The sequence below is a fragment of the Streptosporangium sp. NPDC000509 genome, assembly GCF_042898365.1.
Taxonomy (GTDB): domain Bacteria; phylum Actinomycetota; class Actinomycetes; order Streptosporangiales; family Streptosporangiaceae; genus Streptosporangium.
The window spans coordinates 220,253-246,981 of sequence record NZ_JBIAYX010000007.1 but is presented as its reverse complement, the minus strand read 5'-3'; the positions used below and the strand labels follow the sequence as shown (position 1 = coordinate 246,981).

At 70.3% G+C, this 26,729-nt stretch carries 22 protein-coding genes; 10 read left to right on the top strand and 12 right to left on the bottom strand.

Annotation, left to right across the window (positions count from 1 at the left end):
- Window positions 1-59: 59 nt before the first annotated feature.
- The 4 genes from ACFY3D_RS15450 (at window position 60) to ACFY3D_RS15435 (ending at window position 3,527) form a co-directional block, all read left to right on the top strand.
- Window positions 60-656, top strand: a complete 597-nt coding sequence (locus tag ACFY3D_RS15450; protein ID WP_350945612.1) for a dihydrofolate reductase family protein — start codon at window positions 60-62, stop codon at window positions 654-656.
- Window positions 650-1,486, top strand: coding sequence for an MBL fold metallo-hydrolase (locus ACFY3D_RS15445; RefSeq protein WP_389979789.1), 837 nt, complete (start codon window positions 650-652; stop codon window positions 1,484-1,486). Before ACFY3D_RS15450 ends, ACFY3D_RS15445 begins: the two co-directional genes overlap by 7 nt.
- A gap of 317 nt (window positions 1,487-1,803) precedes the next feature.
- On the top strand, window positions 1,804-2,352 hold the full coding sequence (locus ACFY3D_RS15440; protein ID WP_389979785.1) for a DUF4365 domain-containing protein: 549 nt from the start codon (window positions 1,804-1,806) through the stop codon (window positions 2,350-2,352).
- Complete coding sequence (locus tag ACFY3D_RS15435; protein WP_389979782.1) at window positions 2,349-3,527, top strand: hypothetical protein; 1,179 nt, start codon at window positions 2,349-2,351, stop codon at window positions 3,525-3,527. Before ACFY3D_RS15440 ends, ACFY3D_RS15435 begins: the two co-directional genes overlap by 4 nt.
- A gap of 14 nt (window positions 3,528-3,541) precedes the next feature.
- Here ACFY3D_RS15435 and ACFY3D_RS15430 read toward each other — a convergent pair whose 3' ends face one another.
- The 5 genes from ACFY3D_RS15430 to ACFY3D_RS15410 form a co-directional block, all read right to left on the bottom strand.
- Window positions 3,542-4,402 carry an NAD(P)H-binding protein gene (locus ACFY3D_RS15430; RefSeq protein WP_389979779.1) on the bottom strand — a complete coding sequence of 287 codons (861 nt, stop codon included), beginning with the start codon at window positions 4,400-4,402 and terminating at the stop codon, window positions 3,542-3,544.
- Between the two features lie 198 nt (window positions 4,403-4,600).
- Entirely contained in the window at window positions 4,601-5,638 is a 1,038-nt protein-coding gene (locus tag ACFY3D_RS15425) for an FAD-dependent monooxygenase (RefSeq protein ID WP_389979776.1), read from the bottom strand.
- 260 nt (window positions 5,639-5,898) lie between these two features.
- Window positions 5,899-7,809, bottom strand: coding sequence for an ABC transporter ATP-binding protein (locus ACFY3D_RS15420; RefSeq protein ID WP_389979773.1), 1,911 nt, complete (start codon window positions 7,807-7,809; stop codon window positions 5,899-5,901).
- Window positions 7,810-7,913: 104 nt separating this feature from the next.
- A complete protein-coding gene (locus tag ACFY3D_RS15415; protein ID WP_389979770.1) occupies window positions 7,914-9,647 on the bottom strand; it encodes an ABC transporter ATP-binding protein in 1,734 nt (577 codons plus the stop codon).
- Window positions 9,648-9,975: 328 nt separating this feature from the next.
- Window positions 9,976-10,584, bottom strand: a complete 609-nt coding sequence (locus ACFY3D_RS15410) for a TetR/AcrR family transcriptional regulator (RefSeq protein WP_389979767.1) — start codon at window positions 10,582-10,584, stop codon at window positions 9,976-9,978.
- Window positions 10,585-11,036: 452 nt separating this feature from the next.
- Between ACFY3D_RS15410 and glyA the strand changes: the two genes are divergently transcribed.
- The 3 genes from glyA to ACFY3D_RS15395 all read left to right on the top strand — a co-directional run bounded on the left by glyA (window position 11,037) and on the right by ACFY3D_RS15395 (window position 14,087).
- Window positions 11,037-12,374, top strand: a complete 1,338-nt coding sequence (gene glyA / locus ACFY3D_RS15405; RefSeq protein WP_362904078.1) for an aminotransferase class I/II-fold pyridoxal phosphate-dependent enzyme — start codon at window positions 11,037-11,039, stop codon at window positions 12,372-12,374.
- Window positions 12,375-12,630: 256 nt separating this feature from the next.
- The gene (locus ACFY3D_RS15400; RefSeq protein WP_389979764.1) at window positions 12,631-12,990 is read left to right on the top strand and encodes a DUF3140 domain-containing protein; all 360 of its coding nucleotides are present in this window, start codon (window positions 12,631-12,633) and stop codon (window positions 12,988-12,990) included.
- 101 nt (window positions 12,991-13,091) lie between these two features.
- Entirely contained in the window at window positions 13,092-14,087 is a 996-nt protein-coding gene (locus tag ACFY3D_RS15395; RefSeq protein ID WP_389979761.1) for an anti-sigma factor RsbA family regulatory protein, read from the top strand.
- A gap of 122 nt (window positions 14,088-14,209) precedes the next feature.
- Here the strand turns inward: ACFY3D_RS15395 and ACFY3D_RS15390 are convergent, their stop codons facing one another.
- Window positions 14,210-14,680 (bottom strand): MarR family winged helix-turn-helix transcriptional regulator, encoded by a 471-nt coding sequence (locus ACFY3D_RS15390; RefSeq protein ID WP_389778797.1) that lies wholly within the window; start codon window positions 14,678-14,680, stop codon window positions 14,210-14,212.
- A gap of 119 nt (window positions 14,681-14,799) precedes the next feature.
- The gene (locus tag ACFY3D_RS15385) at window positions 14,800-15,255 is read right to left on the bottom strand and encodes a hypothetical protein (RefSeq protein ID WP_389979758.1); all 456 of its coding nucleotides are present in this window, start codon (window positions 15,253-15,255) and stop codon (window positions 14,800-14,802) included.
- Window positions 15,256-15,736: 481 nt separating this feature from the next.
- Here ACFY3D_RS15385 and ACFY3D_RS15380 point away from each other — a divergent pair, with 481 nt between their 5' ends.
- Complete coding sequence (locus ACFY3D_RS15380; RefSeq protein ID WP_389979754.1) at window positions 15,737-16,861, top strand: iron-containing redox enzyme family protein; 1,125 nt, start codon at window positions 15,737-15,739, stop codon at window positions 16,859-16,861.
- 136 nt (window positions 16,862-16,997) lie between these two features.
- On the opposite strand, the gene ACFY3D_RS15375 is transcribed toward ACFY3D_RS15380, so the two are convergent.
- The 4 genes from ACFY3D_RS15375 to ACFY3D_RS15360 form a co-directional block, all read right to left on the bottom strand.
- A complete protein-coding gene (locus tag ACFY3D_RS15375) occupies window positions 16,998-17,588 on the bottom strand; it encodes a hemerythrin domain-containing protein (protein ID WP_389979751.1) in 591 nt (196 codons plus the stop codon).
- Between the two features lie 137 nt (window positions 17,589-17,725).
- A complete protein-coding gene (locus ACFY3D_RS15370; RefSeq protein ID WP_389979748.1) occupies window positions 17,726-18,160 on the bottom strand; it encodes a hypothetical protein in 435 nt (144 codons plus the stop codon).
- A gap of 193 nt (window positions 18,161-18,353) precedes the next feature.
- The gene (locus ACFY3D_RS15365) at window positions 18,354-18,932 is read right to left on the bottom strand and encodes an RNA polymerase sigma factor (RefSeq protein ID WP_389979745.1); all 579 of its coding nucleotides are present in this window, start codon (window positions 18,930-18,932) and stop codon (window positions 18,354-18,356) included.
- A gap of 66 nt (window positions 18,933-18,998) precedes the next feature.
- Window positions 18,999-20,441, bottom strand: coding sequence for a S8 family serine peptidase (locus tag ACFY3D_RS15360; protein ID WP_389979742.1), 1,443 nt, complete (start codon window positions 20,439-20,441; stop codon window positions 18,999-19,001).
- A 232-nt stretch (window positions 20,442-20,673) separates the two neighbouring features.
- Here ACFY3D_RS15360 and ACFY3D_RS15355 point away from each other — a divergent pair, with 232 nt between their 5' ends.
- Complete coding sequence (locus ACFY3D_RS15355) at window positions 20,674-23,301, top strand: CHAT domain-containing protein (RefSeq protein ID WP_389979739.1); 2,628 nt, start codon at window positions 20,674-20,676, stop codon at window positions 23,299-23,301.
- Between the two features lie 166 nt (window positions 23,302-23,467).
- Here the strand turns inward: ACFY3D_RS15355 and ACFY3D_RS15350 are convergent, their stop codons facing one another.
- Window positions 23,468-25,468, bottom strand: coding sequence for a LuxR C-terminal-related transcriptional regulator (locus ACFY3D_RS15350; protein WP_389979736.1), 2,001 nt, complete (start codon window positions 25,466-25,468; stop codon window positions 23,468-23,470).
- Between the two features lie 163 nt (window positions 25,469-25,631).
- On the opposite strand from ACFY3D_RS15350, the gene ACFY3D_RS15345 reads away from it, so the two are divergent.
- On the top strand, window positions 25,632-26,690 hold the full coding sequence (locus ACFY3D_RS15345) for a M12 family metallopeptidase (RefSeq protein ID WP_389979733.1): 1,059 nt from the start codon (window positions 25,632-25,634) through the stop codon (window positions 26,688-26,690).
- Window positions 26,691-26,729: the final 39 nt, after the last annotated feature.

Here is a 26,729-nt window from a genome sequence, read left to right as displayed (position 1 = left end):
GTTGTTTCGTTGCCAATATAGTAGTTGCAAAATGCAAGCACTATGGGAAGGAGGAGCTGATGGGTCGCTTCCTCTATTGGATGAACGTGTCCCTCGACCTGCGGATCGAGCAGGTTCCCGGGGACAACGGCGCCGGCGAATGGCTGCGCATCGGCGAGGAGCTGCACCGCGAGTTCAACGCGCGGGCGCGGGAGCTCGCGGTGATGGTCCAGGGCCGGGTCATGTACGAGACGATGGAGGAATTCTGGCCGCGGGCGCGCGAGGACGCGTCGCTGCCGGACTTCCTGCGTGAATACGGCGAGATCTGGACGGCGGCCCCCAAGGTGCTCGTCTCCCGCACCCGCCACAGCGCCGATCACGACACCCGGATCATCGGTGGGGACGACGCGATCGAGCAGCTCGCCGCCCTCCGCGACCAGACCGACGGCACCATCGGTGTGGGCGGCGCGGCGCTCGCGACGCAGCTGCTCCGGGCGGGGCTGCTCGACGAGTTGCTGCTCTTCACCCATCCGGCGATCCTCGGCTTCGGCAGGCCGCTGTTCGACGACTACGACCTGCCGATCGATCTCGACCTGCTGGAGCAGCGATCGTTCGACCAGGGCGTCACGATGCATCACTACGCCATCCGGGACGCGAAGGAGACGGGCTCGTGCTGAAGCAGGTCGCGGAGGGTGTGTGGGTCCACGAGAGCGAGTTCGTGCAGACCAACACCGTTGTGGTGCGGGGCAGGGCCGGCGTGCTGCTCATCGACCCCGGCGTGACCGGCTCCGAGCTCGACTGCCTCGCGAACGACCTTCGCGAGTCGGGCCGGCCCGTGGTGGCGGGGTTTTCCACGCATCCGGACTGGGACCACCTGCTCTGGCACGCCCGGTTCGGCGAGGTGCCCCGTTACGGCACGGCGCGCTGCGCGGCCACGATCCGGGAGCAGCTGTCGGAGGCGGGTGCGAAGGACCGCATCGCCGACCACCTGCTCGAGACGGAGATCGCCGGGCAGGTGCCGATGGACCTGCTCGGCCTCATCACCGGCCTGCCCGCGGAAACCGCGCGGATCCCCTGGGACGGCCCCGAGATCCGGATCGTCGAGCACCGGGCGCACGCCCCGGGCCACGCGGCGCTGCTGATCGAGGAACGCGGGGTTCTCGTCGCCGGAGACATGCTGTCCGACGTCCTGGTCCCGATGCTCGACATGGAGGGCACCGCCGACCCGATCGAGGAATACCTCACCGCGCTGGACCTGATCGAGGGCGTGGCGGACGGCGTCGACGTCATCGTCCCCGGCCACGGGTCCGTCGGCGGATCCGACCAGGTGCGGGCACGGATCGACCGAGATCGGGCGTACGTACTCGCGCTGCGAGACGGCCACGTCTCCACCGACCCACGGGTCGGCCCGTCGGCCAAGCCCGGTTGGGAATGGGTGAGCGACGTGCACGAAGGACAACTCCAACGCCTCGCCCGACGAGGCGAGCGCGAAGGAACGCCCCGCTAGCGACCGGTGTGCGGCACGACGCCAAGGTGGCGAACTTCGCGTCAGTCGCGCACGTCGCGACCGCGAACACGATCGGGGCGAGCTCCAACTGCTGCTGTATCCGTATTCGCCCTGGGTTTATGAATAGCGCCAGATGCTGTACTTCTCTCTATTCTGTTTTCCCTAAGTCTTTCGTGATGCTTTAGGCGATATGAATAGATAAGGAATGCTACGAGGTTGGCGGTTTTACGAAAAATATATTGATTGCCAGGTCGTGGCGAGTAGTCATCTATACCCTCGCTCAGGAGGCTTTTCGGCTGTCGAAAATTTGAGGAAAGATGGTCTCTCCGCGAGGACACGAACAGAACGCGCTACAAGGGGACTTCGGGGAGGCATGGCTGGAAGTGGTCGCCGCAGGCTGTGGTTTCCTGCATGGGCGACCCGCGACTCTGGACCTGCAGAAGGCGGATGTGCAGCTTTTTCGGCGCGGTGTTGAGCACGGTACGTACAACCCGGCTGTCCTCATTCAGGTCAAGACCACGGTGGACCTTCGCCGGGAGGGCGGAACATACAACTATGACCTGGACATCGAGACCTATGACGTGTTGAGGCGAGATGATCATGCGATCCGGCGGATACTTGCCGTCATCGGAGTAGCGGAAGGCGGTGAGAACGTGCGCCTGCACGCGGACGGAACGCTTCTGGTGGGACGTGGCGCATGGGTCTCGCTGGAGGGCATGCCGGCATCCGACAACACCAAGACTCAGGTCGTACGTCTTCCGGCCGCTCACACCCTGGATCGCCGTGGGCTTCACCTGATGCTGAGCACCTATGGGGTCCGCAGGTCGACTCCCGTGCCGGACGTGGACGCATGGGGGACGGAGTGAGCGGGTCGCATGACATCCCGGGGGAGAAGGGGGCACCGGTCCCCTCGCTGTCCGTTTTCGCTGACTATCTCAGGGGAGCCGGATGGGTCCTCGACGACGATGACGGCCGGACGACGCTGTGGCGATCCCGCCTGTCCGATGCGGAAACGAACGTGCGAGTCGTTCTTCCGGTCAGTCAGGAAGTTCGTGACTACGCCGGTCGTATCAATGAGGCATTGAGGGTGTTGGCCTTTGTGGAGCAACGGCTTCCACAGGAAGTGGCCGCGGACATGAGTTTCGGTGGTGCGGACAATGTGTCAGTGCGACTGACCCCGAACGCCCCGGCGGGAGAAGCCCCCTTGCTCGTAGCGCATTCCGCCATATCCGCGCTACGGAACTACGTGATCGCATCGGCTGTGGCCCTGGACGCCGACTCCCTTGTCCTTCCTCCTCGCCGTCCGCAACGAGCGGAATCCTATGCCGCTCAGGCCCGGATCTCCACGCAGCCCGGAAGCTTCATTCTTTCCCTGTCCCTTCCGCTGGAAGACGCCTACACGGAGACGGCGTCGCCGCCGACAGCCGGTCAGGAGCAATTGCTGGATGTTCGCCCCCTGCCGTTCGGTCGCAAGGTGACGAGCCGGATGCTCGCCGCGGCCCAGAAGGCTCAACGCCTCGCGAGAGAGGTCAGCGAGGGGGACAAACCGCTCTCCTCTTTCGGGCACCCCGGCCAGGGGGTCGCCAACGCGACCGAACTGGAGGCGTTGAGCTGTCTGGGAGGGCCGGATCATGACGTTTATCAGATCCGCTTCTCGCAGTCACCGCTCGCCGCGGGATCTCACGAACCCACCCGCCTGAGGATCACGCCTGGTCAGCAAAGGATCCTGGGGGAGGCCGCGGACTTCTTGCGGACGAGACAACCGAGGGCGGGTGTCACGGTTATCGGTCTGGTCGTTCGCCTGTTCCGAGAAGGAAAGTTCGGGAAGGGCGAAGTGGTCATCCAAGGGATCGACGATGACACGGGAAGCGCGAGGCGGTTCCGCGTCGAGTTGGACGAATCCGATTACAGGTTGGCGGTGAGAGCCCACGGGACCGGTCTTCAGGTCACCGCCACCGGGGATCTCGACATTCGCGGAACACGTCGTTCTCTTCGTCGGCTCACCTCTTTCTCGGTGTTGCCGGGAATCGACGACGAATAGCCGGCCGAGGCGCGTCAGCGGAAGGCGTCGGCGTGGTCGGCGGCCCACTGCCGGAACGGGGTGCCCGGTCTTCCGGTGAGTTCCTCCACGGTGGAGGTGACCGACTCGGGGAACATCGCCATCCGTGCGTGCCCGTCGATCAGTCCCTTCGCCGCCGCGGGCGGCCAGCCCTGGCCGACCAGCTCGCGCAGCGCCTCCTCGGGCGGGAGTTCCTCCCAGCGGACCGCCCGGCCGACGGCCTCGCCGATGGCGGTCACCTGCTCGATCTGGGTGAGGGTCTCGGGGCCGCTCAGCACGTACCTCGCTCCGGCGTGGCCCGTGCCGGTGAGCACGCTCACCCCGGCGGCGGCGATGTCCCGCTCGTGGATGAGTGCCCTGGTGGCGCCTCCGTGCACCCAGCGGACGGTGCCGGTGTCGCGGATCTGCGAGGCCCACATCAGGGTGTTGGCGGCGAACCCGCCGGGCCGCAGGAACGTCCACTCGGGCCCGGACCGCTCGATCAGCCGCTCGATGAGGGCATGGGAGCCGAGGATCGAGTTCGGGTCCGGCTCGGGCGTGCCCGGTGCGAGGTCGGGGACACCGCGTGCGGAGAGGTAGACGACGTGGCGGGCGTGCTTGGCGATCTTCTCGATGGTCGAGGGTGCCGCATGGTCGGCCGAGAGGGTGGGCCAGACGAGGAACACCGACTCGACCCCGTCCAGGGCGTCGTCCAGCGTGGCGGGGTCGGCCAGATCACCGCGTACGACCTCGGCGCCCTTCGGGAGGGCGGCGGAGGTGGGGTCACGGGTGAGCGCGCGTACGGGGAGGCCCGCGTCGAGGAGCTGGGAGGCGGTCTGCCCGCCGACCTTGCCGGTCGCTCCGGTGACCAGAATCATGCGGATCTCCTTCGTGGGTGAGGATGTCCCACCAGCTTGCGACCTCATCTTTGGTTGAGGTCAAGCGGTAGGGGGTGCATGAGCGCGTTGCCGCTCTGGCCGAGGTCGGGTGGGGGAAGGCGTGTGAGGGTGTCGCGTCTTCGGCTGCGGTCAGGCGGAAAGTCTTGGCCGAGGTCGGGCGGGAGGTCTTGGCCGAGGTCAGGGGGGGAGGAGGCGCATGAGGGCGTTACGCGGTCCCGTCAGGGAGTGGCCCGCGAAGCGGGTCATCTGGCGCGACAGCGTCACGACACGCTGAGCGGGCTTTCTGCGCCTGGCGTCGTACTCGTGCAGCGCGCTCTGGACCTTGTCCGCCGTTCTGAGGCAGTCGGTGAGGGCCGCGGCGTCCAGCAGGGCCTGGCACGCGCCCTGCCCGAGGGACGGTGTCATGGCGTGCGCCGCGTCGCCGACCAGGGCGACGTTGTCCGTCACGAAGGATCTCAGGTGCGGGGACAGATCGCGGATCTCGTGCCGCAGAACGGTCCCCTCGTCGGCTTCGGCGAGGATCCGCAGGATCGGGTCGTGCCAGCCGGTGAAGCGGGCGCGCACGTCGTCGAGGGTCTCTCGGTGGCCTTCCGGGGTCGACACGGCGGCGTACCAGTTGGTGGACCCGGGCTCCTGGGGGGTGATGCCGAACACCTGGCCGGGTCCCCAGGTCTCGCCGTGTAGGCCCGGCTCGAACCCCGCGACGCCCCGCCAGGCCACGATCCCGGTGTAGCGCGGCCGGACGGCGGTGCCGAAATACGCCGTGCGGACCGTGCTGCGCAACCCGTCGGCCCCCACCACCAGGTCGTACTCCCCGCGCAGCGCCTCCGGATCGGTGATCTCCGTGCCGGTCGTGATCGAGGCGTCTCCCACGGCGTCGATCAGCATGTCCATCAGAGAGATCCTGGACAGCATCAGGATGGGCGAACCCCCCTTGCGCTCGATGCGCTCCAGCGGCAGATCGGCGATCCGGCGGCCGCTCGGCGTGCGGATCTGGGCTTGCCGGTAGGGGACCGTACGGCGCCGGAGCTCCTCGCCCAGTCCCAGCCGCGCGAGCGCGGCCTGCGCGTCGGGACGCATCCCGAGCGCCGTGCCCTCCGGGTTGATCTTCGGCCAGCGCTCCAGAATGTGCACCTCCCACCCGATCCTGCGCAGCCCGACGGCGGTCGCCAGACCGCCGATCCCGGCCCCCACGATGGCGGCTCTTCCCCTCATGTCCCTGCTCCCCTCGAATCACCACAGCAGTGGTGCCACATCTGTGGTACCACTGCTGTGGCAAATCGGGCAAGTGCCGACATTGAGGGCCGACGGGGTGGGGGCCGGGATCGGCGCGGCCGGTTCTCGGTTCCCCAACCGCGATCACCTCCATTCGGAGTGGTCACCGCCTCCCCGGCCGCGGTCACCCCTTGTCGTGGTCACCGCCTGCCCGGCCGTGATCACCCTCATCTGGAGGGGGACACCGCCTGCCCGGACGGTCACCCCCTCTTCGCGGCCACCGCCTCCCCGGCGGACTCGTCGCCTTCGGCGACCGCGGCGCCGCTGAACTGCGCCGAGTACAGGCGGTGGTAGGCGCCCCGCGCGGTGAGCAACTCGTCGTGGGTCCCGTGTTCGACGATGCGACCCGCGTCCATCACCAGGATGAGGTCCGCGTCGCGGATGGTGGACAGCCGGTGGGCGATGACGAAGCTGGTGCGGTCCGAACGGAGCGCGGCCATCGCGTGCTGCACCAGGACCTCGGTGCGGGTGTCGACCGAGCTGGTGGCCTCGTCCAGGATGAGCAGCGACGGGTCGGCGAGGAAGGCGCGGGCGATGGTGATCAGCTGCTTCTCTCCGGCGCTGACGTTGCCCCCCTCGTCGTCGATCACGGTGTCGTAGCCGTCGGGCAGGGTGCGGACGAACCGGTCGACGAACGTGGCTCGTGCGGCGGCCTGGATCTGCTCCTCGGTGGCGAGCGGATTGCCGTAGGCGATGTTCTCGCGGATGGTCCCGCTGAACAGCCAGGTGTCCTGGAGCACCATGCCGATGTGCGAGCGCAGGTCATCACGGCGCATCGCGGTGATGTCCACGCCGTCGAGGGTGATCCGTCCGGAGTTCAGCTCGTAGAAGCGCATGACCAGGTTGACCAGGGTGGTCTTGCCCGCGCCGGTCGGGCCGACGATCGCGACCGTGTGCCCGGGTTCGGCCACCAGGGACAGATCCTCGATGAGAGGCTGCTCGGGGTCGTAGCTGAAGGACACGTGCTCGAACTCGACGCGGCCCCGCCTGACGGTGGGAGGCACCGGGGCTACGGGATCCGGCGCCTGCTCCTCGGCGTCGAGCAACTCGAAGACCCGCTCGGCCGAGGCGATCCCCGACTGCATCAGGTTCGCCATCGAGGCCACCTGGGTCAGCGGCTGGGTGAACTGCCGCGCGTACTGGACGAACGCCTGCACGTCACCCAGGCTCATCGACCCGGTGGCGACCCGCATGCCGCCGACGACGGCGATGACGACGTAGTTGAGGTTCCCGATGAACATCGTCATCGGCATGATGATCCCCGAGACGAACTGGGCGCCGAAGCCGGCCTTGAACAGCTCCTCGTTGCGCTGCCTGAACACCTCCTCGACCTCGGGGCGGCGTCCGAACACCTTCACCAGCTCGTGGCCGGTGAACGCCTCCTCGATGTGGGCGTTCAGGCTGCCGGTGTGGGTCCACTGCGCGACGAAGTGCTTCTGCGAGCGCTTCGCGATCAGCGTGGTGACGAACATCGTCAGCGGGATGCTGATCAGGGCGATCAGCGCCAGCAGCGGCGAGATCACGAACATCATCGCCAGCACGCCGATCACGGTCAGCAGCGAGACCAGTAGCTGGCTGATCGTCTGCTGCAGGCTCTGGGAGACGTTGTCGATGTCGTTGGTGACCCGGCTGAGCAGCTCGCCGCGCGGCTGGCCGTCGAAGAAGCGCAGGGGGAGCCGGTTCAGCTTGTCCTCGACCTCCTCGCGGAGCCGGAACACGGTGCGCTGCACCACGTCGTTGAGCAGGTAGCCCTGGAGCCAGGAGAAGACCGACGCGGCGAGATAGACCCCCAGGACCCACAGCAGGACCGTGCCCAGCGCGCCGAAGTCGATGCCCAGACCCGGTACGAAGTCCATTCCCGAGAGCAGGCCGGCGAAGTTGTCGTTGCCCGCGGCGCGGGCGGCGGCGATCGCCTCCTCCCGGGTCGTGCCGGCGGGAAACTGCCTGCTGATCACCCCGGTGAAGATCAGGTCGGTCGCGTGGCCGAGGATCTTCGGCCCGAGGACGTTCAGCACCACGCTGATCACGGCGAGGGCGATCACGACCAGCAGTCTCGGGCGCTCGGGATCCAGGCGCCGCATCAACCGACGCGCGGACGGCACGAAGGTCATCGATTTCTCCGCGGGCATCCCGGCGGCCCCCCCGAGGGGGCCTCGCCCGAAGCCTCCGCCGAGGATCGGGGGACGCGGTCGCGTGGTCGTCGTGGACCGGTCGCTCATGCTGCGGCCTCCGCGGCTAGTTGGGATTCGACGATTTCCAGGTATGTGGGGCAGGACTCCAGCAGCTCTTCATGAGTCCCCAGGCCGACGACCACACCGTCGTCCAGCACGATGATCTGGTCGGCGTCGGCGATGGTGGAGACCCGCTGGCCGACGATGACGACGGCGGCCTCGGCGGTGTGCGGGCGCAGGGCCGCGCGCAGCCGCGCGTCGGTGGCGAGGTCGAGAGCCGAGAACGAGTCGTCGAACAGATAGATCTCGGGCTTGCTGACCAGCGCCCTGGCGATGGCGAGCCGCTGCCGCTGCCCACCGGACACGTTCGTGCCGCCCTGCGTGATGGGCGCCTCCAGGCCCTCCGGCATCGCCTCGACGAAGTCGCGGGCCTGGGCGACCTCCAGCGCCTCCCACAGTTCCGCGTCGCTCGCGTCCGGGTCGCCGTAGCGCAGGTTGCTCGCGACGGTGCCGCTGAAAAGGTACGGCTTCTGCGGCACCAGGCCGATGCGCGTCCAGAGCGTCTGGGGGTCCAGGTCGCGGATGTCGACGCCGTCGACCGACACCGTGCCGGAGGTGGCGTCGAACAGTCGGGGTATCAGGGAGATCAGCGTCGTCTTGCCGGAGCCCGTACTGCCGATGACGGCGGTGGTCTGTCCCGCGCTCACGCGGAAGGAGACTCCGGACAGTACCGGCGCCTCCGCGCCCGGATAGCGGAACCCGACGTCACGCATCTCCAGCTCGGCACGCCCGCTCACCTGCCGTACGGGGTCGCCGGGCGGTGTCACCGACGAGTCGGTGTCGAGCACCTCGACGATGCGCTCGGCACAGACCGAGGCTCGCGGGATCATCATCGAGATGAAGGTCGCCATCATCATCGACATGAGGATCTGGACCAGGTACATGAGGAACGCGGTGAGGGCGCCGACCTGTATTTCCCCGCTGTCCACCCGCGCGGCGCCGAACCACATCACGGCGATGCTGGAGATGTTGAGGATCAGCATGATGGTGGGGAAGATGAGCGCGGTGAGTCGTCCGACGCGCAGCGACGTCTCGGTCAGCGCGGCGTTGGCGTCCGCGAACCTGCGGGTCTCCTCACGCTCGCGGACGAAGGCGCGCACCACACGGATGCCGGTGAGCTGCTCGCGCAGCACCCGGTTGACCTGGTCGATGCGGTCCTGCATCGCGCGGAACTGAGGGAACATGCGGACGGTGATCAGGCCGATCGACACCAGGAGCGCGGGGACGCAGACCAGCATGAGCCAGGACAGGCCGAGGTCCTGGCGCAGGGCCATGACGATGCCGCCGACGCCCATGATCGGCGCGGCGACCAGCATCGTGCAGGTCATCAAGACGAGCGTCTGGACCTGCTGCACGTCGTTGGTGCCGCGGGTGATCAGCGAGGGGGCCCCGAACCGGGAGACCTCTCTGGCGGAGAACCCGCCGACCTGGTGGAAGACGGCCGAGCGGACGTCCCGCCCGAATCCCGTGGCCGCGAGGGAACCGTAGTAGACCGCCGCGATCGAGCAGGCGACCTGCATGAGGGAGACGAGCAGCATCCAGCCACCGGCGAACAGGATGTAGCCGGTGTCGCCGGTGGCGACGCCCCGGTCGATGATGTCGGCGTTCAGGCTGGGCAGGTACAGCGAGGCGATGGTGCCGACCAGTTGCAGGACCACCACGGCTGTCAGCGCCCACGAGTAGGGGCGCAGGTACGTGCGGAGCAGGCGGATCAGCATGGGGGCTCCTCGCACGGGGTGGCCGGGCGAGGGGCGTCGTGCCGGGGATCCGGCCGCCGGCCGGTCACGCCCGTCGCCCCGGTAACCGGGATCATGGGAATCTCCTTCAAGGGAATGGTGAGGATCAGCCTGCGAGGTGAAGCTCGGTCGAGGTCAAGCCGAGCAGGACGTCGAGGCAGGAAGAAAGAACGGAAGGACGGAAAGTCGGGAGGTCGCGGTCCCGGCTCGTCGGGGCCGCGTCAGGGGCGGGACCGCCGAGGTCGGGTGCCGGGGGCGCCGAGGTCGGGGTCGGGAAAGCGGTTCCGGAGGGTGGGGCAGGAGGTCAGGGTCAGGGGAGCGACTCCGGGGGAGCGGCGGTGAGGCGTATCCCGTCGAGCAACATGGAGACGATCTCCGAGGCGGCCAGCGGGTCGCTCTCGACGAGCCGGGGGTGGGTGCACGCGATGATCAGCAGCTGCAGTCGGCGGGCGGCCTCGTTCGGTTCGCACCGCAGCCGTTCCCTGGCGGGTTCGATCAGGCCGGTGAGCGCCTCCCTGATCAGCGTGCTCTCCTCGGAGAGATTTCGGTGTTCGTGACCGGCCTCGATGGCCTTCATCCCTATCGCGTCCACCAGGCGGAAGATGCGCGCGGTGCGCCGCTGCAGGATCTCGACCGCCGAGACGAGCCGGACGTCCAGGGGGGCCGTACGGTCGATCGTCTTCAGCTCGCCCAGCAGTGAGGAGGAGTCGAAGGCGCTCGCGATCGCCACGCTCACGAGCTCGTCCTTGGTGGTGAAGACTCGGAAGATCGTCCCCTCGGCCACGCCCGCCGCCTGCGCGATCCGCCGGGTGCTCACGTCCGGACCCTCGGCGAGCACGAGCGACAGGGTGGACGCGATGAGTGCCGCGCGTCGCTCGTCGGGAGGGAGGGGCGTGGCGCGTTGGGAGGTCGATGTCACGTCGGCATCCTAGCGAATGAATGAGTGAGCCGCTCACTCATTTAAGGTGGTTCGGCCGTGAGGCCCCGGTGCGACCCGTTCAAGGTGGTCCGGCCGTGGGGTTTCTGCGCGCACTCGTTCGAGGTGGTGGGGCTTCGGCGTGGCTCGTTCGGGGCGGCGGGGTCTCGGTGCGACGTGCGGAAGGTTCGGTGCGGGGGCTTCGATGTGGTGCGGTCGTCCGGGCCTGTGGGGCACCGGTTCGAGGACGCGGAAGGTGTGGGATGGGGCCCGTGTGAAAGAAGTGATCTTTTCTGCAGAAGTTGGCCGTATTTTTCCGGCAAATGTAGGAAAAAGCAGCTAGAAAGCCCGTCTTTCACCCGATGCGCTGGTCGTCGCCTGCGTTCTAACGTCGTCTGGCAGACATCCTGACGTCACCGCGACAGCCGTCTGCCTGTCGGCCAGGAGAACACCCGATGCCCCGTGCCCTCGCCCACCGCCCGTGGGTGCCCGCCACCACCGAGGATCGCGTCCAATCCGTCCTGAAGGCCGTGACGGACCAGACGGCGTCCTCGGTCCAGAGTGAGATCGAGCGGCTGGTGGCCGAGAACCACCGCATCCACGACGTGGAGTCGATCAACCTCAACCCGGCGACGAACATCATGAACCCGAGGGCCGAGGCCCTGCTCTCGGCCAACCTCGGGTCGCGGGCGTCGCTGGGGTACCCGGGCGACAAGTACGAGATGGGCCTGGAGGCGATCGAACAGATCGAGATCGTCGCCGCCGAGCTGGCCGCGGAGGTCTTCGGCGCGGGCTACGCCGAGGTGCGCGTCGGCTCCGGAGCACTCGCGAACCTCTACACGTTCATGGCCGTCTGCGAACCCGGCGACACGATCATCGCCCCGCCGGCGAGCATCGGCGGTCACGTCACCCACCACCAGCCCGGCGCGGCCGGCCTGTACGGGCTGAAGACCGTTCCCGCCCCCGTCACGTCCGACGGCTACACGGTGGACGTCGACGCCCTGCGCGAGCTCGCCGTACGGGTACGGCCGAAGCTGATCACCATCGGCGGCAGCCTCAACCTGTTCCACCACCCCGTGGCGCGCATCCGCGAGATCGCCGACTCGGTCGGTGCCCGCGTGCTCTTCGACGCCGCCCACCTGTGCGGGATGATCGCGGGAAAGACCTGGCCGCAGCCGCTCGAAGAGGGCGCCCACCTGATCACCATGAGCACGTACAAGAGCCTGGGCGGTCCCGCGGGCGGGCTCATCGTGACCGACGACGCCGAGCTGGCCCAGCGGCTCGACGCGATCGCCTACCCCGGGCTCACCGCGAACTTCGACGCGGGAAAGACCGCGGCGCTCGCCATGACGATGCTCGACTGGAAGGCCGCGGGCCCCGCCTACGCGCAGGCGATGGTCGCGACCGCGCGAAGGCTCGCCGACGAACTGATCGCCCTCGGGGTCCCGGTCTTCGCCGCCGAGCGCGGGTGCACCCGCTCCCACCAGTTCGCCGTCCTCGCCCACCGCTACGGCGGCGGTCAGCGGGCCGCCCGGCGGCTGCGCGAGGCGAACCTCCTCGCCTGCGGCATCGGCCTGCCGTTGGAAGCGGTCGAGGGGGATGTGAACGGCCTGCGCATCGGTACGCCGGAGATCGTCAGGCTTGGGATGACCGAGGCGGACATGCCGGAGCTGGCGTCGTTCATCGCCCGGGGCCTGGACGAGAACGTCGACCCGGGAACCGTGGCACCGGAGGTCACCCAGTGGCGGAGCCGCTTCTCGGGAGTGCGCTTCACGGTGGACGACCCCGCCTGAGGAGGGCTTGCCCGGCCGTCCGGGGCCTTTCCGTAACGGCCGGGAACACCGCCGCCCGAAAGGCTCGGCTTACTTGATCATCAGGGCTCTTTTCCCGCCCGTACCCCGGCCCGCGTGTTAACGGGACGGAAGCCGGGGTAGGGCGGGCCGTGCGCCCGCCGCCGCGCGCCTCCACCCGTGGGAGGTCCGATCCGCGCCGGTGGCCGGTTCGTGTCCGGGGCGTGGCCTTACCGGCCCGGCATGAGAGGAGAGCACGGTGGCCGAAGAGTCGGATCTGATCCTCGACCTGGTGTGGCAGGAGTTCCACGAGGTCGTGAACATGACATCGGAGGAGCTGAGGGCCTTCCTGCTCGCGTCGGCCTCGGCGTCACAGGACGACGCGGCCGCCGTGAGCCCCGAGGCGGCCATGCCGCCGCTCGGGCGTCAGGTGCTCCAGGTTCTCGGCAAGCGGAAGGCCGACCTGACCACCGACGACATCGAGACGATGCGCAAGGCCGTCGACCGCGTCGAGGACACGTTGGCCGAGGGTACGGTCGACGAGGACGACGACGACCGGCGACGGGCGCTGCTGGAGGTGGGCCACAACCCGCTCAGACCGTCACGACTGGGAGGCTGACGCATCGGCAGGAAGCCGAAGGCTGACAGGGCGGCAGGAAGCCGGAGGCTGACAAAGTAACAGGAAGCCTCCGAACCCTCCCCGATCGAAATGGAGACGCCGTGAACGCGCCGACGACCGCCAGGGTGGAGCTGTTCGCCCATCCGGCACTCTTCTACCGGGGCTTCCGGCAGTATCTGGACGGTACGGTGCCCTTCGTCCGCGAGGGCGTCGAGGCCGGAGAGCCGGTCGCGGTCGCCGTGCCGGGACAGAACCTGAAACTCATCCGGGCGGAGCTGGGCGAGGCGGCCGACGAGGTGCACTTCCTCGACATGGAGGAGGTCGGCCGTAACCCCGGGCGCATCATCCCCGCCGTCCTGTGGGCCTTCGCCGACCTCCACCCAGGCCGCCGGGTCCGCATCGTCGGCGAACCGGTCTGGCCGGACCGGCCGCGGACGGAGCACGACGCGTGCCTGCTGCACGAGGCGCTGATCAACCTCGCCTTCTCGGGGCGGGACGCCGTCATCCTGTGCCCGTACGACCTGGACGGGCTGGACGCCGAGATCATCGAGCTCGCCGAGGCGGCCCATCCCGTTCTCGTGGACGGCTCGGGGCCGCGTACCAGCACCGGTTACGCGCCGGAACGCGTCATCCGCAAGTGCGGCGGGCCGTTGCCGGAACCGGAGGACGCCGACGTTCTCCCCTTCGGCGGCGAGGACCTGTGGCGGGTGCGTGCCTTCGCCGTCCGGTACGCCGAGCGGGCGGGCCTGTCGGGGGTGCGCCTGGAGGATCTGCGGCTGATCGCCAGTGAGCTGGCCGCCAACAGCATCGAACACGGGGGCGGCTCCGGGATCCTGCGGATCTGGACGGAAGACCGCCGGATCGTCCTCGACGTCAGCGACGCGGGCCACATCGTCGACCCCCTCGCGGGACGCCGCCCGGCCGACTCCCGGCAGCGGGGCTCGCGGGGACTGCTCGTGACCAACCTCCTCGGAGACCTGGTCCGCGTGCACACAGGGGAGGGCGGGACCACCGTCCGCGTCTGTTTCGACACCCCTGAGCCGTCTGTTTCGACAACCCGTGAATCGGCGTCCGCGCCTGCTTACGGCATGCCTTGAACCGATGTCCGCGCGTATCCGGCATCTCGAAACCGCCGTCCGCGAGCAGTCGCCTCCCTGAAACCGGCCGGAACCGGCCTCGCGCGGTCCCGCTGCCCGTCGCCCGTCGCTCCCGTGAACGTTCAGTGGCCGCCGAACCAGCCGGGGACATCGAGGCGGAAGACCTCCTCCGGGGTCACGGCGCGCAGGTCGGACTCCAGGGCACGCAGCCGATCCTCGCCGAGAGTCCTCGCCCAGCTCGCGCGCAGGTCCTCGAAGATGCGCGCCGACCGGACGAGGCTGTCGACGCCCCGCTCGGTGAGCCGTACGATCTTGCGGCGGGCGTCGCCGGGGTCGGAGCCGCGCTCGACGTAACCCAGCTGCTCCAGGGTGTCGACCGTCTTGCCCGCCGCCTGCTTGGAGACGCCGAGCCGCCGGCCGAGTTCCACCGCGGTGGTGCCCTCGGGGCCGATCGCCTGCAGAACGAAACCGTGCATCGGCCGCATGTCGGGATGCCCCTGGCGGGCGAGCTCCGCGTGGAGTTCGTCGATGAGCACCCGGAAGCCGAGAAAGAGCCGGAGGGGGAGCTCGAAGCCCGGAGGGTCGGCCGCCATGTTCTCCTCCTGGCCTCGACGTTTCGACAATGGTGTTGTCGAGCTTAGGGACTGCCGCCGTACCTTGTCATCCTCGGCTCATCCGCAGCGCGCTCACCTGCGGCGCGGCGGGAGGGCTCTCACGGTGCGCGTCCGTCGGGGCGGCGCCGGTCCTGGAGCCACTTGTCGGTCTGGCGGGTCGGGTTGGGCGCGCTGGGAGTGCCGGGAGAGCGTCGGGTGGCACGGGTCTCGGTCACGGTGAAGTCGGACACCACGTGCCGGTTGTGCATCAGGAAGCCGACGACGCCCGCGATCGCCTGCACGCTGTCGCTCGCGCGGGCGCGCCCCGTCAGGAGGTAGACCAGCGGGGTGGACGGCTGGTCGAGGGCGAAATGGCGATCGTGATGATGCGCGTCCTGGAGCGTTTTGATCGGGAGTGGCCGTGAGGTGGTGAACCACGCGGCGACCTCCCAGTAGGGATGCGACGTGTCGGGATCGGTGGACTCCTCGTAGCAGGTCGTGCAACCCCGGCGAGCGTCCTGCCCGTGGGGGCACGCCCAGGCGGCGAGGTCATGCGGCATGCTGCGCTCGGACATGAGCCGACCGTACCTTCCCGTACCGAGAGACCGACGCTTCCACCGTTCCCACGCGCCGGAACACCATGTTCTCACCGGCGTTTTCACCGGTTCTCGGTGAGGATCATCACTTCTTCTCCGCCGCCGGAAACGGCCGAAGACGCCGCACCGTCCTCAGGGCAGGGCTTCGCACCCGGAGACGCGCGAGGAGAACCTCGCCGTGGGGCACCGCCCTCACGGGCAGGGCTTCGCACGCGACATCGTGGAACATCCCGGCCGCCTCCGCCGACCGGTACGGAACCGGTGGCTCCACCGGCCGCCGCCCGCTCGATCCGCTGCCCGCCTTCGGCGGACCTCCTGGCGGCAGGAGTACCTCAGGGCTACGGAATAGCTGAGTATTTCGCTGTTTCCGCAGCTCATCGAGGGGAAAGAATGATCTTGGCGGCGTTTCGCCGGTTCCGGGCCGGGCAGCGGATCGCTCTGGGTATCGAACGGGGGACGCATGGCGCGTGAGTTCGACGCGTCCGCTCACTACGGGCGGCGCATCGCCGACGTCCACGACGACGGCATCGCGGTGAAGGATCAACTCCCCGGCAGGGCTCCGGCGCTGCCCGCCGTGCGGGGCCCGATCACCTCCATGCTCTTCGAGAGGCTGGTGCGACCACCGCACCGCTTCGGCCTCCTCTCGCTCCCACTCCTGTCGTTCCCCGCCCGGTTCGCGGGCCCCGTCCTCACGGACGAGGACGTGCAACTGGCGCTCTTCGTCTGTTACGAGCTGCACTACCGGGGCTTCGCGGGGGTGGACGACCGGTGGGAGTGGAGCCCTTCCCTCCTGGAGGTGCGGGAGATCCTGGAGGCGCGGTTCGAGGAAGGACTGGCGCGGGCGATACCGTACCCACCCGCCTCGCGGCCCGAGCAGACCCGCCAGGCCCTCGCCGAACTCGTGGGCACGGTCGTCGACGGGCCCGACCTCGCCGGGTTCCTCCAGGGGCAGGCCGACCTGGAGCAGTTCCGCGAGTTCGTCGCGCACCGGTCGATCCACCACCTCAGGGAGGCCGACCCGCACACCTGGGCGATCCCCGGGCTGGACGGCCGCCCCAAGGCGGCGCTGCCGGCGATCCAGGCGGACGAGTACGGCGGGGGGAGCGCGAGGCGGACGCGCTCGGAGCTGTTTCGGGTCACCATGCGCGGCCTGGGCCTGGACGACTCCTACGGCGCCTACCTCGACCGGGTTCCGGCGATCACGCTGGCGGTCTCCAACACCATGTCACTGTTCGGTCTGCACCGGCGTCATCTCGGGGCGCTGCTCGGTCACCTGGCGGCGTTCGAGACGATCTCCTCGATCTCCAACCGTCGCTACTCCACGGGACTGGGCAGGCTGGGCGGCGACGAGGCCGCGAGGCGTTTCTACGACGAGCACGCACACGCCGACGCCGTCCGCGAGCAGGCCGCCGCGCACGACATGTGCGGCGAGTTCGTGACGCGGCACCCCACCCGGGTCGGTGACGTCCTGTACGGAGCGGCCTGCGCTCTCACCCTGGATCGGCTCTTCGCCGAGCACGTCATGAGCCGCTGGCGTCGCGGCGCCTCGTCGCTGCGAGAGGCGGGCGCGGCGGCGAAGTTGTGAGCACTCCTGTCGCGAGAGGTGGGCGCGGCACCGAGGTCGTGACCACTCCCGCCGTGAGAGGCGGGTGCCGCGCCGAGGTCGTGAGCGCTCCTGTCGCGAAAGGCGGGCGCGGCACCGAGGTCGTGACCGCCCCTGCTCAGCCGCCCGAGCCGCGCATGGCCTGGCGGATCACGTCGCGGGTCCGGTCCACGATCGCGAGAGGCGGCCCGAACAGCAGGTTCATCATCATCGACTCCGTACCGGGATGCGGATGGGTCGGCGCCAGAGCCTCGGCCGCCTTCACCCCGGCCGCCATGGCCCGGCGCTCGGCCACGCTCGTGCGGGCGCGCAGCTGGGCGAACTCGTGGCTCTCCTCGGCGTGGGCGTGGGCGAGCACCGTCGCACGCAATACCTGGAGACGCCCGGAGAACTCGGGATGCCTGGGGCCCAACTCCTCCAGGTCGACGAGCAACTGCTTCGCCTTCCTCTCCTCCGCGAGGCGCTCGTCGATCATTTCGCCCCCGTCCTTGATCTTGAGACGCGCGTAAGGATGCACGATCTCCTCCTCTGCGGTCTCGTGCACGGCGAGCATCCGTACGAGACGCTGGAAGGCCTCGGCCCGCCGCGCCCCGGCGGGTGCCTCCTCGACCTCGTCGAACAAATCTCTGATCATCGCGTGCTGGCGCACCAGCAGGTCCACGACATCGTTCTCGCTCATCAGCTCGGGCATGGTCCGGCGGTCGTTCATGGGTCCCCCTTCGACTACCAGGTCGATTACCCGCACCCGGGCACCGAAACCCGGGGGACCGGCACCGCGAAGACGGCGGCGGCACGCACAGGCGTACGCGGGGAACCTCGCCCCGCGACCTACGGGGTGGGCCGCCGTCAGACGGTGATCCACTCGGTGACGACCGTCGCGTCGCCGAGACGGCAGCGGAGGCTGAACGGCCCGGCGGGAACGTCGTCGTAGATGAACCTGCCCAGGTCGTCGGCCGTCAGCGTGACCGGACGACCTCCGAGGACCTCGACCTCAAGGGGACGCGGCGGCATCAGCTGGCCCACCACCCGGCCGCCGTCGGCGGTCACGGTGATCTCCAGGTCGACGGTGAGCCCCACGCCCTGGAAGGTGAGCATGCGCGGCTGCCGCTCCCCCCGCACCCGCGAGGATCCGCTCAGGGAGTCGAAGACCAGCTCGGCCAGCTCGGCGTCGAGCGTGCGCAGCGTGTACGCCTCGACCGCGATCTGCAGGAGATGCGAGGGAACGGGGTCGAACAGCTCGATGGCTCGGCGCAGCTCCGCCTCCAGCTCGTCGTCACTCATCGGAAACCCCGTCCGCCCGGGAGGTCCACCCGGAAACCTCGCCTGCCGAGGAGGTCCACTCGGAAGGCACACCTGACAAGGTCCGCCCGGAAGGCAGGCCCGAAGAGGTTCGTTCGGAAGGCACGCCCGAAGAGATTCCCCCGGAAAGCACACCTGAGGAGGTCCACGCGGACATCCCGTCCGCTCGGGAGGTTCACTGGAAACCCCTCCTGCCCAGAAGGACGCGCAGCCGTCGCAGGCAGCGCTGCCTGATCGGCCCGACGCTCCCGACGGCGATGCCGAGCGTCGCCGACACCTCCTGGTAGCTGAACGGCGGAGAGGCCGTGAGCAGCCGCAGCAACCGCTGGCAGCTCTCACCGAGCTCCTGGAAGGCCTGCCAGGCCGCCCGTGCCCGCTCCCGCTCCCGGGCGGCGTCCTCGGAGTCGATCAGCGCCTGCTCCGGCGTACGGTCGTCGGCGACGCGATCGAACATCTCCCGGTCGTCGCTCGGGGAGACCCGCCGGGCGGCCCTGATCACCTTGACGCACTCGTTGCGCGCCGTGCTGGCCAGCCACGCGCCGACCTTGTCCGGTTCGCGGATCCGGGTGAGATTCTGGGCGAGCCGGAACCAGGTCGTCTGGTAGACCTCCTGCGCGTCCGCGTCCCTCAGCCCGTGAGCGCGCACGACGGACCACACGAGCGGGCTGAGGCCCTCCACCAGGGATTTCCACGCGGCGGCGTCGTCTCCGTCCACCGCGGCGCGGAAGAGGATGCCGATCGAGTCTCGATCCACGGTGACGTCCCCTTGCTTTCTGGACTGTCATCGTACGTCGCAGGACCGATCCGCCCGCACTGGTTTTCAGGGCGTGGCCGGGACACTTTGTACGCTCCGTGGCGTCCAGGTGGCGGGGATGAGGGCCGGGGTGGTGATGCCGGACAGCCTGCCGACGGGGATTTCCCGCAGGAGTCTTCCCGCGGCCTCCCGGGAGCCGACCCCCGGGTTCCGCGCCATGTAATTGGCGATCATGGCGACCACGAGGGGAGCGGAGAAGGAGGTGCCGCTCCACTCCGCCAGGCCGTCGAACTCGACGCGCTCGCGGATGGCGTTCGGCGACGACGCCATCTTCTCGGTGAGCTCGCCCCGGTGCGGGGGAAACTGGCAGGTGCAGTCGTACAGCCGGCCGTATCTGCAGGCGGGGAAGGTGGAGTGCTGGTAGTCGTACGCCGCGGGAGTGGGGTCCACCGCGGTGAAGGCGCTCACCAGGCGCTCACCGGGCGCGTACGTCGTCACCCACGGTCCGTGGTTGCTGAAGCAGGCGCGGTCCGCGCCGTCCTTCCTCAGGGCGCCCACCGACACGACGGCACCGGCGTAGTCGGGGTGGTCGGCGTAGGCGGCGGGCCAGAACCTCACGTCGTTGCCGTTGTTGCCCGCGGCCGCCACGAGCAGCGTCTCGGGGTGACCCATCAGCGTGTCCATGAAGCGTTCGAGCCCGAGGAGCGCTTCCGCGCCGGTGCTCGGCGTCCCCGCCGACAGGTTGACGATGTCGGGCCACCTCCCCTCGGGCAGCATGCCCCCGAGCAGCTTGTCACCCAGCGCCTTCTCGCTGATCGCGCCCGCGTTGACGAGCGTCGCGTGCACCGTGACGTCGGTGTTGGGCGCGACGGCGCTGACCAGCCCGGCGATGAAGGTGCCGTGCCCGACGTACTGCTTGAGGATGCCCTCGTCGTCGAGCTCGATCTCCTTGCCCTCGCCCACGACGCGGTGCATCCAGGGGTGCGAGCGGTAGTTCTCCACCAGCCCGGTGTCGACCACCAGGACCGACACCGGCGCGCCCCCCTCGTCGGCGAGTTCGGCCACCGCCGGGTTGGGCGACTCGCACCGGGAGATCGGCACCGGCTCGTCGCCGGGGCAGCAGTTCACCGCGATGGAGACGATGTGGTTCCTGGACACCATGCGGCGCCTGTTCTCGCGCTCCAGGTCCTCGACGGCCCTCAGCGCGTCCGACACGTCCCGGTCGGCGAAGCGCTCACTCCTGTCGGGCTCCCCGACCCGGATCCTGAGCACGCCGCCGGGACTCTCCTCCCGCTCCACCCGCACGCCCGCGTCCCGGTCGCCGCGATCCCTGGCGAACGCTCTCCTCACCGTCGAGGCGACCTCGTCGGCGTCCTCCACGCGGGCGAGGACGTAGCCCTTCTCGTAGAGGAACATGGGCTGTGACCCCTCGAAACCCGCCGCGAGCACCACCTCTCCCATGGCGTCCTGGATCTGGTCGAACTGTTCCTGGAACCTGTCTGGTGCCATACTCGCCATCCTGTTTCGCAGATGTCCTGACGTCGCCATGGGTTAAGAGCCACCGGATGCCTCACTGATACACCTTCCGAGCGATCCGCTCGATACGAACCGGGGGAGTCACCCGGCACGGACGAGCGAATTGCCCGATACGGAGGGTGAAGTCCGGAGCTGGACGGGGGGTGTTCTCGGGGAGGGCTCCGCGGCATGGACGCCCTGAACACACCACGTCTAACATCGATCCGTGACCGGGGGAAGCTCGCGGATCCCGCGGCCTGCGGGAGACCCTCTCGATCTGCTGCCCCTGGTGTTCGCCCGCCCGGCGGACGCGCTGGCCGGAGCGCGGGCCGTGCTCTCCGACTCCCCCTCCCCGCACGACGCCTCCGTCGCCCACCAGGTGATCGGCATCTGGCAACGCGACTTCGGCGACCTCACGGCGGCGATCGGCCACCTGAGGAAGGCCCGCGCCCTCGCCGCCAGGTCGGGCTCCGCCAACCGCGAGGCGGACGTGCTCGCCACCCTGGGAGCCGCCCTCATCCACGCGGGCCGCACCCGGCAGGGGCTGGCGGCGCTGGAGACGGCCGTCGAGAGGGGCAGCGGAATCACCGGCGCCCGCGTGCTTTTTCGCCGAGGCTACGTCTGGTGGGTGCTCGGCGGGCACCGCGAGGCGCTCGACGACCTGCGCAAAGCCATTCCCGCCCTGCGCAGGGCACAGGACACGATCTGGACCGCGCGGGCGCTCACGCTCAGGGCGACCGTCCACCTCGCGATGGGATCCGTCGAGCGGGCCGAGGCCGACTTCGTCGCCGCCGAGCGGCTGTGGGAGACCACCGACCAGGAGCACGACAAGGCCGACGCGGTGGAGAGCCGGGGGCTGGCGGCGTTCAGGTCCGGCGACCTGCCGGCGGCGCTGCGTCTCTTCGACGAGGCCGCGCGCCGCTACGAGGCCCTCGGCACGCCGATGTTCGTCCTGCACATCCGCCGGTGCGGGGTGCTGCTGGCGGCGGGACTGGCCCGCGAGGCGCTGGAGGAGGCCGACACCGCCACCGAAGAGCTGAACCGGATGGGAGGTCAGACGACCCGCAGCGCCGAACTCCTCCTCATCGCCGCGCGGGCCGCGATCGCGGCGGGCGAGCCGCACGCGGCGATCGCCCGCGCGAGCGCGGCCATCCGGCTGTTCTCCAGCCAGCGCCGCGACTGGTGGCAGGCCCACGCCCGGCTCGTGCTCGTCCAGGCCAGGTTCGCGGCGGGAAAGGTCTCCGGCCGCTCGGTGCGCGACGCCGCCGAGGTCGCCCTGCGGCTGGCGGAGCTGCGTTCCCCCGAGGCGGTCCAGGCCTCGCTGCTCGCCGGACGCACCGCCCTCGCCCTCGGCTGGGAGGCCGACGCCGAACGGCACCTCGCCGCCGCCGCCAGGACCAGGGCGCGCGGCCCCGCCTTCGCCCGGGTGGACGGCTGGGTGGCCCAGGCGCTCAGAGCCGCCGCGGCGGGACGTACGCGCGGCGTGCTGGACGCCTGCCGCCGAGGGCTCGACCTGCTGGACGAGCACAGGATGACCCTGGGCGCCTCGGAGCTGCGGGCGCGGGCGACCGCGCAGGGGGCCGAGCTGGCCGTACTCGCGCAGCGGGCCACCCTCGCGCGGGGCGGTCCTCGCCGCTTCCTCGACTGGAGCGAACGCTGGCGCGCCACCGTGCTCGCGGTCCCGCCCACCCGTCCACCCGACGATCCCGAGCTGCTGCGCGACGTGACGGCCTTCCGGGAGATCAGCAGCCGGATCGACACGGCGAGGCCGGGCGGCGTGCCGGCCCCCGCGCTGGAACGCGAACAGCGGAGGCTGGAAAAGGAGATCCGCGCCCGGACGCTCCGCACCCGCAGCGCGGGCGGCTTCGACGGGCACCGCTTCGACGCGGGCCCGCTGCTCGACGGGCTCGGCGACGGATGGCTGATCGAGATCGTCGCCGTCGACGGCGAGCTGCACGTCCTGCTCTGCGGCCGGGGCCGGGTGCGCAGGTTCGCCGCGGGACGGCTCGCCGACGCGGCGATCGACGCCGACCACGCCCGCGCCGGTCTCAGACGGATCGCGTACGGGGGCTCGGAGGACAGACTGCCCGTCCTCGAAGCGGGCGGACGCCGCCTCCAGGAGTCGCTGCTCGGTCCCGCCGTACGCCACCTCGGGGACGGCCCCGTGGTCGTCGTACCGCCGGGCAGGCTGCACGGCGTCCCCTGGGCGCTGCTGCCGGCGCTGGGCGAGCGGGTGCTGAGCGTCTCGCCCTCCGCGAGCGCCTGGCTCCGCGCCCGGCGGATCGAACCGTCGCCGTCCAGGGAGCGGGTCGTACTGGTGAGAGGGCCGGGGCTCGCGACGGGCGGCGCCGAGGTCCCGCTGCTGGCCGCGCGCTACGGAGAGGCGACCGTGCTGGAGGAGGGCACCGCGCTCGCCCCCGCCGTACTCGCGGCGCTCGACGGCAGCAGGCTCGCCCACATCGCCGCGCACGGCACCTTCCGCTCCGACAGCCCGATGTTCTCCTCCCTGAGGATGGACGACGGCCCGCTCACCGTTCACGACTTCGAACGGCTGCACAGCGCCCCGTACCGGATCGTCCTGTCCAGCTGCGACTCCGGCAGGCTGCAGCCGGTCGGCGCGAACGAGCTGCTCGGCCTCGCCACGGCGCTGCTGCCGCTGGGCACGGCCGGGATCGTGGCGAGCTCGGTGCCCGTCGACGACGAGGCCGTGGTTCCGCTGATGCTCGCCCTGCACGAGGGGCTGCGGCGCGGCCTGAGCATGGCCGAGGCCCTGCGCGACGCGCGGCTCGCGATGCCCGGCGACGCGCTCAACCGGGCGACCGGCTGGTCCTTCTCCGCCATCGGCGCGGCCTGAAGACCTCGGTCGGGTGGGCTCCGGACTCTCTTGGACGGGCGCCCCTCGGCGTCCGGTCACCCGGTCGGGCTCGCACGGGACGGGCACGCCCGGACACCCGTCCGGCCGGGGCGCCTGACGTGCCCGTCCGGCCGGGTCGCCCGGCGTGCCCGGTCCGGTCTCCGCGTCAGCCAACGGTGAAGAGCCTTCCCAGGTCGGCGCGGTCGCTGCTGCCGAGCCGCGCGTAGGCGTCGCACAGGTGGTTGGCCACCGTACGGATCGACACCGTGAGCTGCTCGGCGATCTGCCGGTTGGTCAGGCCCGCCGCGGCGAGGCTCACGATCTGCCGCTGGCGTGCGGTCAGCTTCGGCAGCGCGAGGTTGACCAGGGCGGAGCTGCGCGCCCCCTGGCACGTTCCCGCCAGTGCGGCGGCCCGGTTCCTGGAGGACTGTGAGGCGCGCCGGTCGTCGTGGACGAGGGCCGCGTGCGCGAACGCCTCCGCCGCGTACAGCGCCAGGCCGAGATCGGCGAGACCCCGCGCCACCTTGTCCAGCGCCTCCCCGTCGCGCCCGGCCAGCGCGCGGGCGTGCCGAGCCAGCAGGGGGGCGAGGTCTCCCTCGGCACGGTCGGCGAGGTCTGCGAGCCGGTCGACGACCAGTTCGGGGGTGCCGAGTCGAGCCACGTCGTGCAGGGCGAACATGTCGTCTTCGAGCGGGTCGTCCCCGGCGGCGCGCAGCGCGGACCGCAGGGCACCGTCGAGGTCTCCTTCGGCGGCGAGCGTCCAGGTCCGTGCCCGCTCGGTGGCGAGCCACATACGTGTCCGCACGCCTCCGCCGATGCCCGTCCGCGCGTCTTCACCCCTGCGCGTCCACAGGTCTTCGCTCATGGGCGTCCGTACGTCTCCGTCCATGCGCCTCCGCGCGTCTTCGCTCGTGCGCCTCCGCGCGTCTCCTCGGGGGGCCGGACCGCGCGACAGGGCCTGCCGCGCCGTCGTCAGGTCGCCGATGTAGGCGGAGGCGTGCGCGAGTTCGGCCAGGCAGGCGCGGTGGTGGGGGGAGCGGCGCAGTCCTTCGCGGCTCCAGGCGATGGCCTCGCGGGTCTCCCCGCGCAGCCGGGCGACGCGGGCCCGCCGCGCGCAGAACTCCGGCATCGCGGGCTCGTCCCAGCCGGTGTCGTCCTCGGCCATCCGCTCGCCGGCGCCGCAGGGGATCCCTGTGAGCCTTCCCGAGTACGCGCGTACGGCGAGTTCCTCGCACTCGGCCTCCAGCGTCGTGGCCGGGGTGGGGAGGAGCCGTCGCGTGCCGGACGGGTCGCCCGCCCCGCGGCGTTCCGCGGCGGCTCGGAGCACCGGGCCGTGCAGCGGGTGGACGAGCCGTATCGAGAGCCGGTCGTCCATGGTGACCAGCCCTCTCGCTCGTAGGCGTTCGAGGACGCCGCAGGTCACCCCGGCGCCGGGTGTGACGAGTTTCAGCGGCCTGCCCGATGCGATGAGCTCAAGTACCTCCCGTTCGTCCCCGCCGACGTCGCGGATGGTCTCCTCCACCAACTCCCTGGCGCGCGCCGTCATCGGAGGAACTCCGCGCCAGGTCCACGTGCCAGACACGTGGCTCAGATCCCCTCCGGCGTGGACGGCGACGACCAGCTCGCGCAGAAGTCGCAGGTCGCCACGGCTCGCCCGGTACAGGCGCCGGACGGTGAGGGCGTCCACGTAGCCGCCCACGGCCCGGGAGAGCAGTTCCGCGCACTCGCTCTCCGTCAGGGGGGCGAGTGTCATGCGCGGCAGGAGGCCCTCCTCCCAGAGCCGGGAGACGTCCCGCGGTACGGGTTCCCCCTCCCTGACCGTGACGAGCAGGCGGGTACGCCCCCTGAGCGCGAGGCGGAGGACGAGCGCGGCCGAGGAGTCGTCGAGGAGGTGGGCGTCGTCCACGACGAGCACGCGTACCCTCTCCAGCGCCTCGACGGGGTCGGTCACAGATGTGGCCAGAGGGTGAATCGGAAGGTTGCCCACGGGGTTGCTCGCGCGGGCGGTCACAGCCTCGGGGACGGCCTCGGCGGCGAGGCGGCTCCTGCCGCTCCCCGCCGCGCCGGTCACGACGACGCCCCGGCGGCCGGCCGCCAGGTTTCGCCGTACGAGATCGAGTTCCTCAGTCCTGGCCGTGAACGGCCAGGGGGACCGTGGGTTTCTCACAGCTGTATGAGCCGGGTTCCCCGTCCGTGATACACGTCGAATTGAGTACCCCCTACTCATGCGCGTCAGGGGTTCCGTCTCCAGTCTCGTGGCATGTGGACACGGTTTCCTTGATCTCCTCCTCACGTCCGGGGGCCGGGGCCTCCACGCCACGGGAACGCCGATGAGGGCGGGCGCCGGCGAGCGCGTCCGGCACTGCTCGCTTCCCGCGTACCCTGCCCCCGCGCCGCCGGAAGGGCTCCACGGGAGGCGACGCGCGGCCCTGCTCTCGGGGCGGCGGGTGTGGCTGAACGGTACGGTCCTGCACTACTGCTTCCTGGACGGGAGACACGACGGCGGGCATTCCGGCGGCGAGCAGCGTGACGCCGTGCGCCGAGGTTTCCAGGAGTGGAAGGACCTCGGCATCGGGTTGGAGTTCGCCGAGGTCGCCGAACGTAGCGAGGCGGAGCTGCGGATCGGGTTCCGGTGGGACGCCGGATCGTGGTCGGCCGTGGGACGCGAGGCGCTCCGCGTCGGCATCGCCTCCCGCACGACGAACTTCGGCTGGGACCTCACCGGGGCGTCGGGCAGGGGCACCGTGCTGCACCAGATCGGCCACGTCATCGGCATGGCCCACGAGCACCAGAGCCCGTACTCGGGCATCCTGTGGGACGAGGAGGCCGTCTACGAGGACTTCGCGGGACCGCCGAACCTCTGGCCCAGGTCGCGGACGTTCCACAACGTCATCCGCAGGCTCGACGAGAGCGAGGCGAACGGCCCGGTATGGGATCCGCTGTCCGTGATGGGATACCGGTTCGGCCCGGGGCTCATCCTGGAGCCGCCGTGCTACCGGGCGGGGGTCGCGCCACCGGGCACCGTCTCCGCACTCGACGCCGCGTTCGCCCGCCGCTGGTATCCGCCCCCGGGCGCCGAGCCGCCCCCCGAACTGCCGCCGTTCCGCTCCGCCCCGCTCGGCGCCGGGGCGGGGGAACAGCGAGACTTCACGATCATCCCCCGCGCGACCCGCGACTACGCCGTCGGTGTCTTCGGCGAGTGCGACACGGTGCTGGTGCTGTTCGAGGAGGTCGGCGGTGACCTGCGCTACCTGGCGGGTGACGACGACGGAGGCCGTCCGCGCAACGCGTCCCTGCGCGTCCACCTGCGCAGGGACCGCCGCTACGTCCTTCGCGCCCGCGTCCACTCCTGCTGGGGCCCCGGCCAGGCGGCCGTCATGTGCTGGTGAGCGCCGGACGCGGAGAGGGCCGGGGGCGCGCGTGCGCGG

Excerpts from the sequence above, each read along its gene's own strand:
- ACFY3D_RS15375 (WP_389979751.1), bottom strand. The coding sequence starts at position 17,588 with ATGAACGACCGCCGGACCATGCCCGAGCTGATGAGCGAGAACGATGTC.
- ACFY3D_RS15440 (WP_389979785.1), top strand. The coding sequence starts at position 1,804 with ATGGTCTCTCCGCGAGGACACGAACAGAACGCGCTACAAGGGGACTTC.
- ACFY3D_RS15415 (WP_389979770.1), bottom strand. The coding sequence starts at position 9,647 with ATGCTGATCCGCCTGCTCCGCACGTACCTGCGCCCCTACTCGTGGGCG.
- ACFY3D_RS15345 (WP_389979733.1), top strand. The coding sequence starts at position 25,632 with ATGAGGGCGGGCGCCGGCGAGCGCGTCCGGCACTGCTCGCTTCCCGCG.
- ACFY3D_RS15425 (WP_389979776.1), bottom strand. The coding sequence starts at position 5,638 with ATGAGGGGAAGAGCCGCCATCGTGGGGGCCGGGATCGGCGGTCTGGCG.
- ACFY3D_RS15370 (WP_389979748.1), bottom strand. The coding sequence starts at position 18,160 with ATGAGTGACGACGAGCTGGAGGCGGAGCTGCGCCGAGCCATCGAGCTG.
- ACFY3D_RS15430 (WP_389979779.1), bottom strand. The coding sequence starts at position 4,402 with ATGATTCTGGTCACCGGAGCGACCGGCAAGGTCGGCGGGCAGACCGCC.
- ACFY3D_RS15380 (WP_389979754.1), top strand. The coding sequence starts at position 15,737 with ATGGCGCGTGAGTTCGACGCGTCCGCTCACTACGGGCGGCGCATCGCC.
- ACFY3D_RS15390 (WP_389778797.1), bottom strand. The coding sequence starts at position 14,680 with ATGGCGGCCGACCCTCCGGGCTTCGAGCTCCCCCTCCGGCTCTTTCTC.
- ACFY3D_RS15385 (WP_389979758.1), bottom strand. The coding sequence starts at position 15,255 with ATGTCCGAGCGCAGCATGCCGCATGACCTCGCCGCCTGGGCGTGCCCC.
- ACFY3D_RS15450 (WP_350945612.1), top strand. The coding sequence starts at position 60 with ATGGGTCGCTTCCTCTATTGGATGAACGTGTCCCTCGACCTGCGGATC.
- ACFY3D_RS15360 (WP_389979742.1), bottom strand. The coding sequence starts at position 20,441 with ATGGCACCAGACAGGTTCCAGGAACAGTTCGACCAGATCCAGGACGCC.
- ACFY3D_RS15420 (WP_389979773.1), bottom strand. The coding sequence starts at position 7,809 with ATGACCTTCGTGCCGTCCGCGCGTCGGTTGATGCGGCGCCTGGATCCC.
- glyA (WP_362904078.1), top strand. The coding sequence starts at position 11,037 with ATGCCCCGTGCCCTCGCCCACCGCCCGTGGGTGCCCGCCACCACCGAG.